The following is a 12,989-nucleotide window of genomic DNA, read 5'->3' on the forward strand; positions in this document are numbered from 1 at the left end:
ATGATCCCCCTGCCGCTCGTCAACCACCGCGTAGGCAGAGCTGCGGTGACCTGCGAATACCGTTGTGGCGACGCCTGCTTCCACGACGTCCCGAACACCTCGGACAACCCGTACTTCGGTGATCTGGTCAGCCGCCGCACCGCGCTCAAGGCCGGTGCGGTCGTCGCGGCCGCGGCCACCATCGCCACCCCCGCGACGGCCGCCGCCGCGGCACCCGAGCAGTCCCAGGGCCGCCCACCCCGGGGACTCGACTTCACGCCCGTCGAGGTCAACACCAAGGACGAGGTCGTCGTCCCCGAGGGGTACGAGCAGGGGATCGTGATCCGCTGGGGCGACCCGCTCTTCCCCGGTGTCCCCGAGTTCGACTTCGACGACCAGACGGCCGCGAAGCAGGAGAAGCAGTTCGGCTTCAACTGCGACTTCGCCGCCATCCTGCCGCTGGACCCGTTGGAACTGACCGGGATCATGGTCACGAACCACGAGTACACCAGCGAGCCGTTCATGTTCCGCGGCTACGACGCGAACAACCCCACCGAGGAACAGGTGAAGATCGCCTGGGCCGCGCACGGGCTCTCGGTGTTCATGATCAAGCGCTCGCTGTTCTCCGGCCACTACAAGCCGCGCTTCAGCAAGTACAACCGCCGCATCACGCTCAACACGGCGTTCGAGGTGCGCGGTCCGGCCGCGGGCAGCGACCTGCTCAAGACCGCCGCCGACCCGACGGGCAAGAAGGTCTTCGGCACGATCAACAACTGCTCCGGTGGCGTCACGCCGTGGGGCACGATCCTGTCCGGCGAGGAGAACTTCAACCAATACTTCGCCAACGCCGCCGGCCGCAACGACCCGAGGCTCACCCGCTACGGCGTCACGGGCACGGCGACCACGCGCAAGTGGGAGCGCTTCGACAAGCGCTGGGACCTCGCGCAGGAACCCAACGAGGTCAACAGGTTCGGCTGGGTCATCGAGCTCGACCCGCACGACCCGGACTCCACGCCGGTCAAGCACACGCACCTCGGCCGCTTCAAGCACGAGACCGCGAACATCCGCGTCGCCGAGGACGGCCGGATCGTCGCGTACTCCGGTGACGACGAGCGGTTCGAGTACATCTACAAGTTCATCTCCAACGGGAAGATGAAGCGCGGCAACAGCAAGGCCGCGCGCCGCCACAACATGACGCTGCTCGACGACGGCACGCTCTACGTCGGCCGGTTCACCGGCGACAGCCCGCCGGCCGAGATCGACGGCACCGGGAAGCTGCCGAGCGACGGCAAGTTCGACGGAAGCGGCGAGTGGATCCCGCTGGCGTCGGGCAGCAGGTCGTTCGTGCCGGGCATGACCGCGGAGGAGGTCTACGTCTTCACGCGCATCGCGGCCGACAAGGTCGGCGCGACGAAGATGGACCGCCCCGAGGACATCGAGTGCCACCCGCGCACCGGCACGGTCTACTGCGCGCTCAGCAACAACGTCGAACGCGGTGTCACGGCGGGCAAGGAGGGCCCGACCGAGCCCAACCCGCGGATCAACAACCGGCACGGACAGGTCCTGGAGATCGTCGAACGTCGTGGTGACGCGCTCGCGCTCACGTTCAACTGGGGCCTGTTCCTCGTCTGCGGCTTCCCCGACGACCCGAACACGTACTTCGGCGGCTACGACAAGTCGCAGGTCAGCCCTATCTCCAGTCCGGACAACGTCGCGTTCGACCGGCACGGCAACCTGTGGATCTCCACGGACGCCGACGGCAAGCTCGACGGGCTCAACGACGGCCTCTACGGAGTTCCCCTGGAGGGCCCGGAACGCGGCCACCTCAAGCTGTTCCTCACGGTGCCGCGCGGCGGTGAGACGTGCGGCCCGGTGATCGGCGAACGGGTCATCACGGTCTGCGTCCAGCACCCCGGCGAGGTGGACGGCGCGAACGCCGACAAGCCCGTCTCGAACTGGCCGGACCGCGGCACGAGCAGGCCGCGTCCGTCGGTCGTGGCCGTGTGGCGCACGGGCCGTCGTCAACTGGGTGAGATCGGCTGATCACGGCGCGTGCTGTGATCGTTCGGGAGTAGTACGAGTTCGCCTGCCGTTCACCTCTTGGACGGCAGGTGATCTCGTTGGGCTCTTAGGTTCGGCCAGTTCCCACACTGACCGATCTCGGAGGCCTGCGTGTCCTCATCCACCGATCGGGGCCGCCGCCTGCTGCCCCTGCTCCCGACGAACCACCCGCTCGGGCGTCAGGCCGTGACCTGTGAGTTCCGCTGCGGCAACGCGTGCTCGCACGAGGCGCCCAACTCGTCGGCCAACGCGTACTTCGGCGACGTCGTCAAGGAGGTCGTGAGCCGCCGCGGCATGCTCAAGGCCGGTGCGGTCGTCGCGGCCGCCGGTGCCGGTGCGCTCGCGTTCTCCGGTTCGGCCGCCGCCGCTCCTCCCGTGAGCGTCGACCTCGACCTGCGCGGTCGCGGCAACGACGGCCTGAACTTCGAGCCGGTGGCGCCCAACACCCTCGACCAGGTCAGCGTGCCGAAGGGGTTCGAGCAGGACGTCGTCATCCGCTGGGGTGACGCGGTGCTGCCGGACGCGCCGAAGTTCGACTTCGACAACCAGACGCCCGAGGCGCAGGCCAAGCAGTTCGGCTTCAACAACGACTTCTGCGGCCTCGTCCCGCTGCCCGGCTCCTGGGACAGCTGGCTCATGGTGAGCAACCACGAGTACACGTCGGAAACGTTCATGTTCAAGGACTGGGCGGCGGACAAGGTCACCGAGAAGCACGCGAAGATCGCGTGGGCCGCACACGGCCTGTCGGTCGTCAAGGTCGAGCGCGAGCGCCGCTCCGGCAAGCTCGTCGTCTCCAAGAACGACATGAAGAAGTACAACCGCCGGATCACGCTCACCACGCCGTTCGAGGTCAAGGGCCCGGCCGCCGGGTCGAAGTTCCTCAGGACCTCCGCCGACCCGACGGGCCGCAAGGTCCTGGGCACGCAGAACAACTGCGCCGGTGGCGTCACGCCGTGGGGCACGATCCTGTCCGGCGAGGAGAACTTCAACCAGTACTTCGCCAACGGCGGCAACGTCGCCGACCCGGACACCAAGGCGAAGCTCGCCCGCTACGGCATCAGCGGCGGCGCGACGACGCGCCAGTGGGAGCGCTTCGACAAGCGCTTCGACCTGGCCCAGGAGCCCAACGAGGCCAACAGGTTCGGCTGGATCGTCGAGATCGACCCGCTCGACCCCAAGTCGACGCCGGTCAAGCACACCGCGCTCGGCCGCTTCAAGCACGAGGGCGCGAACGTCATCGTCGCCAAGGACGGCCGCGTGGTCGCGTACATGGGCGACGACGAGCGCTTCGACTACATGTACAAGTTCGTCTCCGACGAGCGCATGCAGAAGGGCGACTCCAAGCGCGCCCGCGAGCACAACAAGCAGTTGCTGGACAAGGGAACGCTGTACGTCGCCAAGTTCACCGGTGACAGCCCGGCCGCCGAGATCGACGGCACCGGCACACTCCCGACCGACGGCGAGTTCGACGGCTCCGGCGAGTGGATCGCGCTGGCGCACAACGACAAGTCGTTCGTGCCCGGCTTCACCGCCGAGGAGGTCTACGTCTTCACGCGTCTGGCCGCCGACAAGGTGGGCGCCACGAAGATGGACCGCCCCGAGGACGTCGAGCCCTCGCTGCACAACCGCCGGATCTACGCCGCGCTGACCAACAACACCGACCGCGGCAAGGCGGGCAAGGAAGGCCCGACCGAGATCAACCCGCGCAACGGCAACAAGCACGGCCACGTCCTGGAGATCGAGGAGCGCCGTAGCGACAACACGGCGTTGACGTTCTCGTGGAAGCTGCTGCTGGTCTGCGGTGACCCGAAGGACCCCGGCACGTACTTCGGCGGCTTCGACAAGTCGCAGGTCAGCGCGATCTCGTGCCCGGACAACGTCGCGTTCGACTCGCGCGGCAACCTGTGGATCTCCACGGACGGCAACGCGCTGGGCTCCAACGACGGCCTGTTCGCGGTGCCGGTCTCCGGCAGGCGCCGCGGCCAGGTGAAGCAGTTCCTCACCGTGCCCAAGGGCGCGGAGACCTGCGGTCCCGTCATCACCGACGACTTCGTCCTGGTGTCCGTGCAGCACCCCGGCGAGATCGACGGCGCGTCGGCGAACAACCCGCTGTCGCACTGGCCGGACGGCGGCACCTCGCAGCCGCGTCCGTCCGTCGCGGTGGTGTGGCGCAAGGACCGCCGCAGGATCTGCGACTGATCCTGTGGTCCGGCTCACTCCGACGCCGTGAACCGGTGCAGCCACCCGTCCGTGTGATGGGTGGCTGCACCGCGGACAGCCAAAAGTCCACTTTGGTCGTCCACTTTGGAGTGAGTCGTGAACGTTCGTCTTCTCGTTGGTGCTGCTGCTCTTCTGGGTCTTGCCGCGTGCGGCACCCCCACCACCGGTACCGCCACCCCCACGCCCGTCGCCCGGGCCGCGGACACGCCCGTCGCGGCGGCCGTCCAGGTCCCGGCGGGCCAGGAGCTGGTCGGGAAGTACCAGGCCGAGGGCGTCCAGACCTACTCCTGCCAGGGCAACGCGTGGAAGGGCCTGGAGCCCACCGCGACGCTCGTGGACGAGGACGACAAGCCGATCATCATCCACTCCCGCGGTCCCGTCTGGATCTCCGCGGTCGACGGCAGCGCGGTCGAGGCGACGCCGGTCGACGGCGCCAAGAACGACGTCAAGGGCGCCGTTCCCGAACTCCTGCTGAAGGCCAAGACCGTGCGCGGCGACGGCCTGTTCGGCAAGGTCACCTTCGTCCAGCGCCTCGCGACCGAGGGCGGCGTCGCCCCGGCGGGCGGGTGCAAGGCCGGCGCGCAGACGTCCGTCCCGTACAAGGCGCTCTACACCTTCTACGCCGCCAAGTGAGACGAGACTGAACCGGTCCGTTGACCGGGCCGTACGACCGGGGGTGATGAAACGAACTGGCATCGTCCTGGTCGCATCAACTCTCCTGGGCATCGCGTTGGGAGGCGCGGGTTCCACCGCCGCGCCGACGACGGGTGCCATGAGCGAGGCCTCCGCGAGGGTCGCACCCGCGGTCCAGGTCCCGCCCGGCAACAAGGTCGTCGAAAGGCTCCAGGCCAAGGGCGTGCAGACCTACACCTGCACGGCCGGGGCGTGGAAGGGCCTCGAACCCGCCGCCACCCTGGCGGACCGGCTCGGCAGGGCCGTCGGACTGCACTCCCGCGGCCCGATCTGGGTGTCCACCGTCGACGGCAGCGCGGTCGAGGCCGCCCCGGTCGACGGCGCCCGCAACGAGGTGCCCGGCGCCGTTCCGGAACTCCTGCTGAAGGCCAAGTCCACCAGGGGCGACGGCGTGTTCGCGGGCGTCAGCTACGTGCAGCGCCTCAACACCAAGGGCGGTCTCGCCCCGACCGGCGCGTGCACCGAAGGCGCGCAGACCTCCGTCCGCTACGAGGCGCTCTACACCTTCTCCGTGCCCGCCCTCTGAACGAGCGCGACGACCGCCGCCGCGACCATCGTGATGCCGACGACCCAGAGACCGGTCTTCTGGGTCCCGGTGAGGTCGCGCAGCCACCCGGTGACGTACGGCGCCGCGAAGCCGCTCACGTTGCCGAGCGAATTGATCAACGCGATCCCGCCCGCCGCGGCCGTGCCGCCGAGAAAACTCGTGGGAAGCGCCCAGAACGTCGGCAGGGCAGCGCAGACGCCGATGGCGCAGACGGAGACCGCGACCATCGCGGCGACGGGGTTGTCGAGGTGCAGCGCGAACGGGATCGCGGCTCCACCGAGCAGCATGGGCGCGGCGACGTGCCACTTCCGTTCTCCGGTGCGGTCACCGTGCCTGGCCCACAGGACCATGGCGACCGCACCGAGGACGTACGGGATCGCGTTGACCAGCCCGCGCTCGACGACGCCCGCGTCCGGCGCGAGCCCCTTGATGATCGTCGGCAGGAAGAACCCGAGCGTGTACAGCCCGTACACGATCCCGAAGTACACGAAGCTCAACGCCAGGACCCGCGGGTGCGTGAGGGCCTTCTTCAACGGCCAGTGCTCTTCCGCGGGCTGTTCCACCGCGTCCGCTGGCTTGTCCGGCAACCAGAACCACACCACGAAGGCCAGCGCGATCGCCGGCAACCCCTCGACGAGGAACATCGTGCGCCAGTCGGTCCACTGGATCAGCAGCCCGCTGAACGTGGCCCCGAGTGCCGTCGAGATCGGCACCGCCACCATGAACAACGCGACGATCCGCGCCCGGTCCTCCTGCGGGTACCAGTAGGTCAGGTAGAGGATGATCCCCGGGAAGAAGCCGGCCTCCGCCACCCCGAGCAGGAACCGCAGCACGATCAGCACGGTCCCGTTGGGCACGAACGCCATGGCCGTGGCGAGGATCCCCCAACTGATCATGATCCGCGCGATCCACCGCCGCGCCCCGAACCGGTGCAGCGCCAGGTTGCTCGGCACCTCGAGCAGCAGGTACCCGATGAAGAACACCCCGGACGCGAACCCGAACACGGTCGAGGTGAGCCCGAGCTCGTCCGACATCCCGTTGGGCCCGGCGAACCCGATGTTGACGCGGTCCAGGTAGTTGACGAAGTAGAGCAGGCACAGGAACGGCAGGATCAACTTCCTGGGCATTAAGGTTCCCCCATGAGTGATCGTCCGGTCGCCCTCGTCACCGGGGCATCCAGCGGAATCGGCTCGGCCATCGCCCGCAGTCTGGCCCCCACGCACGACCTCCTGCTGGGCGGCCGCGACGAGGACTCCCTGTCCGTGCTGGCAGCGGAACTCCCGGGAGCCCGGGCGTGGCCGTTCGACCTGACGAACGCCGCCTCAGCCGACCTCAGCGCTCTCTCCCGCCTCGACGTGGTCGTCCACAGCGCGGGCATCGCCCTGCTCGGCCCGCTGGGCGAGGCCACCCAGGACGACTGGCGGAAGACCTTCGACGTGAACGTCTTCGCGGTGGCCGAACTGACCAACCTGGTCCTCCCGCAGCTCCGCGCCGCCGGCGGTCACGTGGTGCTGATCAACTCGGGCGCCGGCCTCAACGCCAACCCGGGCTGGGGCGTGTACGCGGCCTCGAAGTTCGCCCTGCGCGCCTACGCCGACGCCCTGCGCGGCGACGAGCCGTCGATCCGCGTGACCACCGTGTACCCCGGCCGGACCGCCACGCCCATGCAGGAGGACGTGCGGCGGCAGGAGGGCGGCGAGTACGACCCGTCGAAGTACCTGGACCCGGCCTCGGTGGGGCGGGCGGTGGCGGCGGCCGTGCTGGCGACGCCCGACGCCCACATCACCGAGATCAACGTGCGGTCGCGCCCGCACTGAGCGGTCAGCTCGCCCGCAGCCGCCGCGCCACCGCGGCGACCCCGGCCTGGGCCTCGGCCCGGTCCACCCGAGTCGACTCCCCACCGGCCACGACCTGCTCCCCGGCCACCCACACGTCGGTGACCCGCCGGGACCCCGACCCCCACACCAGGTTCGCCAGCAGCTGCTCGTCGGGCGAGTCCAGCCCGGTCGCGAAGGCGGGGTCATCGGCGGCGATGTGCACGACATCGCCCCACCGACCGGCCTCCAGCGCCCCGATGTCGTCACGCCCGAGCGCGGCAGCCCCACCCCGGGTCGCCATCAACAACGCCTGCGCCGCACCGAGCACGGTCGCGTCCATCTTCGACACCCGAGCCAGCAACCCGGCCAGCCGAGCTTCCTCGAACAGGTCCAGGTCGTCGTTGGACGCGGGCCCGTCCGTCCCGAGTCCGACGGACACGCCGGCGGCCAGCATCTCGGGAACCCGGGCGATCCCGGACGCGAGCTTCGTGTTCGAGCCGGGACAGTGCGCCACGCCGACGCCGAAAGACGCGTACAGGGCGATGTCGTCATCGGACAGGTGCACGGAGTGCGCGGACAGCACCCGGCCACCGAAGACGTCCGACGCCTTCATGAGCGCCGGCACCGACCCGAACTCGGCGCGAGCGGCCTCGTCCTCGAACGGCGACTCGGCGACGTGCACCATGAACAGCGCACCGCGCGCACGGGCCTCCACGGCGATGGAGGACAGCTGCGGAGCGGACAGCGTGTAGGCGGAGTGCGGCCCGTAGGCCAGCTCGACGCGCTCGCCGGGTCCGAACCGCAGGCCGTCGGCGTCGATCCACGACGAGATCTCGTCGGTCTGCGCCCTCCAGTCCATGCCCGGCACGTCGAGGATCGCCCCGCCGAACACGACCCGCGAGCCGGCGGCCAGCACGGAGGACACCAGCTCAGGGCCGTGGAAGTACATCTCGGCGGAGGTGGTGACGCCGTGCCGCAGCATCTCGACGGCACCGAGCAGCATGCCCGTGCCCACGTCGGCGGCGGTCATCTGCGCCTCGTTCGGCCACATCTGCTCCTGCAGCCACCGCAGCAGCGGCAGGTCGGAGCCCAGGCCTCGCAGCACCGTCATCGGGCTGTGGGCGTGCGTGTTGACCAGGCCGGGGAGCAGGATGCCCGAGAGCGAACGGGCCTCGCCGTCGAAAGCAGGCGCGGACGAGAGCTCACCCACGTAGGTGATCCGGCCGTCGACGACGTCCACGACCGCGTCGCGCAACACGGCGCAGGACGGGTCGCAGGGCAGGACCACCGGGGCGTGCAGACGCAGTGACATGCGGAGAATCCTGCCATTGTGATGCCGGTCACATGCACGCATACTTCCGGACGGCCTGGGCATCCTCGCTGTGTCGGGCGCGGGCCGACCCCCAGGGTCCGCCCCGGCCTAAAACTTCTCCCCATCCAAGGGGCCCGTCAGAGCATGAGCCGACGGGCCCTTTGTGCATTCACGAGCAACCACGGGCAGGACAGGGGCGTCTCAAGATCATGTCGAAGAAGTCGTGCACGTCTGCCGGTCAGTTCCGCCGCGCGCAGAAGCCCGCCACCCCCAAGCCGCCGACCCGGCGCTGAGTTGGCATGATCACGGTCCACGGTACGGGCGTGATCATGCGGAGGCATCAGTGGCCGACATCGACCCTCAGAACGACGACCAGCAGAGCGACCTCGAGATGACCCAGGAGTTCGAAGTCATCCGCGACCTCGACTGAGCTAGCTGATCGGCAGATCGGCGCGGACCGTCCACCCGGTCGGTTCGCGTCGGCCCGCGGAGAACGTCCCACCCAGCAGTTCCACGCGCTCGCGCATGCCGACGAGCCCGTACCCTCCCGAGCCGCCGACGGGAACGCCCGAGGCGACACCGTCGTCCAGCACGGCCAGGTGCAGCACACCGTCGCTCGAGGACAGTGAAACGTCCACTGAGGACACCGAGAACGCGTGTTTCTGGGTGTTCGTCAGCGATTCCTGCACCAGCCGCAACACCGAGCGGGCCAGTTCCTGCGGCACCGCGTCCCGCAGGTCGAACGAGAGCCGCACCGGCAGCTCGGATTCCGCCGCCAGCGCACGCACGTCGTCGACGAGCGACGAAGACGCGGCCGGACCGGTGGACTCACCGTCCCGCAACGTTCCCACCAGCCGGCGCATCGCGGTGAGCGCCTCGTTCCCGGACGCCTCGATGCCCGGCAGCACGTCGAACTCGCGGTTGAGCTGACCCGCTCGCGCGTGCACGACGATCGCCGTCACGTAGTGCGCCACGACGTCGTGGAGCTCCCGCGCCAACGCCATCCGCTCGGAGTTCTGAGCCGCCGCAACGGAAGCGGCGAGCTGGGACGCGCGTTCGTTGTCACGGGCGCGGAAGTACAGACCGGTGCCTATGGCGAGCACGAGCATGATGCACGCGCCGAACAGGTACGACGACGGATCCGGCTCCCACCTGCGGTACTCGAGCTCCGACACGATCGGCCACCCGATGACCTCCATCGCGATCATCGCCGCGATCACGAGCAGGGTTCCGGCCACCGCGCGCCAGTGCGACGACTCGCGCACCAGGATCGCCACGGTCGCCATGGCGGCGCCGGTGATCGAGATGCTGGCACCGCTCAGGAAGAAGTGCGGCTCGATCGGAACTCCGAGCAGCCGCATGTAGATCGCCACGCAGACGATCGCGAACGCCGCCGCCAGTGCCGCGTCGAACGGTCTGCGCGGTGCGAGCACCGAGATGGCGCAGACGACCAGCACACCGGGGACCTGCCACCAGCCGGACGGGGTGTCGATCGAACCGGTCTCGGCGATGACGATCCCGGCCAGCGAGAGCGCCAGCGGCCACTGACGCTTGGCGAGCAGCCGCCAGTTCAAGTCCGTGCTCTCCACCCGAGCAACCCTAGGGCCGCAAGTGCGACCCCGCGTCCGACCAGGGGCTACCCGGGCATCAGCCAGAAGGCTGATGAGGCGACCTGCGGAAACACCCTCACGGCGGATGCCGGATTACGCGACGGTCACGGACTCTGGAGGAGCAGGAAGTCGGGGAAGACGGAGGACGCCATGTTGTCAGTTGTGTTCACTTGGGCCGCCGCTGTGGTCGGCCTGCTGGTCCTTGCGCTGATGGCCCTCTCGGGCGTGATGATCGACTCGAAGCACTAGGGAAGACCGCACACCAGCGTGTGATGGGGAAGTCAGGCGCTGGTCAGGGAGTGTTGCTGGCGGAGCAGTTCCGCCAGCCTGCTCGTCGGTTGGGGACGCGTCTCGTCCAACGCGGCCGTGAAGCGCGCCGGAAAACCGGTCCGTGCGCGCGCCGCGGCTGCGGTGTCCAACCGGAACGCGGGACGTGCGGCGGACGGCCGCTGGCGCGAACGCAGCCAGGCGAGGCGGTGCAACGCCTCCGCGTGGTGGTCCGTGATGGTGACGGCCGCCTTGTCGAACGAGTGCAGCACTGCAGCGTTCAGGTGAACGGTCGCGAAGTCCCGCCACAGCGTGCGTTCGGACGAGGTGTCCAGACCCAACGCCTCGGCGACCTCGCGCGCCACACCGTAAGCGCCCTCCTCGGCCAGTGAGCGCGTGCCGATCTCGGCGCCGACGAACCACGAGTTGAACGGCGCGGCGGGGTAGTGCACACCCCCGATCGACAGCCGCATGTTCGAGATGACCGGAACCGCGTGCCAGCGCAGGCCCATCTCGCCGAACCACGGCAGGGTCGGGTGCTCCAACGGCACCTCGTGCACGATCTCGGACGGCAGCGTGAACAGCCGCGGGCCCTCGTGCTGCGTCTCCACCACCAACGGCAGCAGGTCGAAGCGCGACCGCCGCGCGGGCGGACGCCACCCCATGCCCTGCATGGACTCGGTGAACCCGGTGTACCGCCGGTCCCCCATCCCGTCGGCGTACCCGGCGTACCGGATCAGCTGCTCGTTCCAGATCACCGGTCCCGGCGAGCCGGGGGCGTCCGGCGCGAAGACCGTGACCAGCGGCCGGATCTCACCGCCGTTGGTCGCGAGGCGCAGGTGCTCGACGCACTCGCCGGCGACGGCGGCGGCGTTGCGGTAGCCGCGCAGATCGCGGACCTTGAGCCGGCGCCACGGCACACCCGAGGTGCACCACCCGGAATCGCGCAACGCGATCCGCGCGCCGTACGCGAGTTCGTTGGTGGTGTGGCGGTAGGTTCCGGTCTCGGCGATCTCGGCGCGCACCTGGGCGATGCGGGCGGACAGCGAGCCTGCGTCGGAGTGCGCCGCGTGGAACATGCGGACGAACTCCTCCGCGACGGGGAGGACGTCGGGGGTCACGGAGCGGAACGCTAAGCCCGGAACAGCCTCACGCGTCACTGCCACTCGGGGCATTTCGGGTGATCAACACCGGCCACTCCAACGAGTGAACGGTAGACCCGGGGTGTTCACTCGTTCGGCTTGAGACCTCGATCAGGTGAGGTCGTTCCGGCGGAACATCAGGTCGTGCGAGATCCGGCCCTCGTTCACCGCGCGCTGCTCGAACTTGGTGACGGGCCGCCAGTCCGGCCGCGGTGCCCAGCCGTCGTACACGTTGGTCAGCAGCCGCTCGCCCGAGCACACCTCGAGCATCTGCTCGGCGTAGTTCTCCCAGTCCGTCGCGAGGTGCAGCACGCCACCGGGCTCCAGCCGCGACGCGATCAGCGACACGAACTCCGGTTGCACGAGCCGGCGCTTGTGGTGCTTCTTCTTCGGCCACGGGTCCGGGAAGAAGATCCGCACGCCGTGCAACGACGCGGGAGCGATGTGGTCGGTCAGCAGGACCACGGCGTCACCGCGCAGCACGCGCAGGTTGTCGAGACCGCCGAGGTGTTCGGCGCGCAGCAGCAGCTGGGCGAGGCCGGGCTTGTAGACCTCGGCGGCGACGTAGTTGAGCTCGGGCGCGGCGGCGACCAGCTGCGAGGTGGTCTCCCCCATGCCGGACCCGATCTCCAGCAGCACGGGCGCGGAGCGGCCGAACCACGAGTCGAAGTCCAGGGGCCCGTCGGGCAACGACTTCACGTCGTTGCCCATCTTCTCCCAGTACGTGTCCCAGGCGCGTTCCTGTCCCACGGTCATGCGCTCGCCGCGCTGGACGAAGCTGACGATGGAACGGGGGAACTCAGGGCTGGTCACGACCGGTCATTCTAATGACCGGGAACTAGGCGATCAGTTCGATGTCCTCGATCTGGGCGCGCAGGTCGTCGACCGTGAAGTCGATGGCCTCCGGGCGACCGGCGCCGCGGTGCGCCGGCACGAGGTGCACGAAACCGCGGTGCGAGTCCGTGAACTGCACCGTCGTGGGGGTGGCGGGCCCGTAGACACCGCTCTCGGACGGCACGTACTCCCAGTACCCGACCTCGCCGAGGTCGACCCAGGGCACGAACACCCAGCCGGGACGGGAGGAGAGCAGCTCGCTCACCGCGTCCTCGACGGCGTGACCTTCGGCGCGGGAGCGCAGGCGACCCCGGTCCAGCGCGCGCAGCCACCACGGCGCGGGCGCGTCCTCGGCGTCGCGCACCGAGCGGTACATCGTGAGCACCTCGTGCTCGGGGGCGCGGTTCACCCACGAGCGGCGCGCGTCAGCTGGGGTGAGGGCGATTTCGGCAGGGTTGGGAGCTTCGAGAGCACTGGACCACTCGAGACCGAGCATTGCTTCCACAC

At 69.4% G+C, this 12,989-nt stretch carries 11 protein-coding genes; 5 read left to right on the forward strand and 6 right to left on the reverse strand.

Going from position 1 to position 12,989, the window contains the following annotated elements:
• The 4 genes from BMY74_RS20575 (at position 1) to BMY74_RS20590 (ending at position 5,479) form a co-directional block, all read left to right on the forward strand.
• On the forward strand, positions 1-2,022 hold the full coding sequence (locus tag BMY74_RS20575; RefSeq protein WP_177229848.1) for a PhoX family protein: 2,022 nt from the start codon (positions 1-3) through the stop codon (positions 2,020-2,022).
• Between the two features lie 129 nt (positions 2,023-2,151).
• Complete coding sequence (locus tag BMY74_RS20580; protein WP_089918374.1) at positions 2,152-4,239, forward strand: PhoX family protein; 2,088 nt, start codon at positions 2,152-2,154, stop codon at positions 4,237-4,239.
• Between the two features lie 117 nt (positions 4,240-4,356).
• Positions 4,357-4,893 (forward strand): DUF3455 domain-containing protein, encoded by a 537-nt coding sequence (locus BMY74_RS20585; protein ID WP_089918376.1) that lies wholly within the window; start codon positions 4,357-4,359, stop codon positions 4,891-4,893.
• Between the two features lie 46 nt (positions 4,894-4,939).
• The gene (locus BMY74_RS20590) at positions 4,940-5,479 is read left to right on the forward strand and encodes a DUF3455 domain-containing protein (protein WP_089918378.1); all 540 of its coding nucleotides are present in this window, start codon (positions 4,940-4,942) and stop codon (positions 5,477-5,479) included.
• On the opposite strand, the gene BMY74_RS20595 is transcribed toward BMY74_RS20590, so the two are convergent.
• A complete protein-coding gene (locus BMY74_RS20595) occupies positions 5,452-6,627 on the reverse strand; it encodes an MFS transporter (protein ID WP_089918381.1) in 1,176 nt (391 codons plus the stop codon). The two genes, BMY74_RS20590 and BMY74_RS20595, sit on opposite strands and share 28 nt — an antisense overlap.
• A 12-nt stretch (positions 6,628-6,639) precedes the next feature.
• Here BMY74_RS20595 and BMY74_RS20600 point away from each other — a divergent pair, with 12 nt between their 5' ends.
• The gene (locus tag BMY74_RS20600) at positions 6,640-7,317 is read left to right on the forward strand and encodes an SDR family oxidoreductase (protein WP_089918383.1); all 678 of its coding nucleotides are present in this window, start codon (positions 6,640-6,642) and stop codon (positions 7,315-7,317) included.
• 4 nt (positions 7,318-7,321) lie between these two features.
• Here the strand turns inward: BMY74_RS20600 and BMY74_RS20605 are convergent, their stop codons facing one another.
• The 5 genes from BMY74_RS20605 to BMY74_RS20625 form a co-directional block, all read right to left on the reverse strand.
• The gene (locus BMY74_RS20605; protein ID WP_089918385.1) at positions 7,322-8,629 is read right to left on the reverse strand and encodes an amidohydrolase family protein; all 1,308 of its coding nucleotides are present in this window, start codon (positions 8,627-8,629) and stop codon (positions 7,322-7,324) included.
• Between the two features lie 431 nt (positions 8,630-9,060).
• The gene (locus BMY74_RS20610) at positions 9,061-10,218 is read right to left on the reverse strand and encodes a sensor histidine kinase (RefSeq protein ID WP_089918387.1); all 1,158 of its coding nucleotides are present in this window, start codon (positions 10,216-10,218) and stop codon (positions 9,061-9,063) included.
• Between the two features lie 302 nt (positions 10,219-10,520).
• Complete coding sequence (locus tag BMY74_RS20615; RefSeq protein WP_281244993.1) at positions 10,521-11,627, reverse strand: nitric oxide synthase oxygenase; 1,107 nt, start codon at positions 11,625-11,627, stop codon at positions 10,521-10,523.
• A gap of 132 nt (positions 11,628-11,759) precedes the next feature.
• Entirely contained in the window at positions 11,760-12,404 is a 645-nt protein-coding gene (gene trmB / locus BMY74_RS20620; RefSeq protein WP_089919053.1) for a tRNA (guanosine(46)-N7)-methyltransferase TrmB, read from the reverse strand.
• 82 nt (positions 12,405-12,486) lie between these two features.
• Entirely contained in the window at positions 12,487-12,858 is a 372-nt protein-coding gene (locus tag BMY74_RS20625) for a hypothetical protein (RefSeq protein ID WP_143091646.1), read from the reverse strand.
• Between the last annotated feature and the right edge of the window lie 131 nt (positions 12,859-12,989).

Source organism: Lentzea albida, from assembly GCF_900111005.1.
Taxonomy (GTDB): domain Bacteria; phylum Actinomycetota; class Actinomycetes; order Mycobacteriales; family Pseudonocardiaceae; genus Lentzea; species Lentzea albida.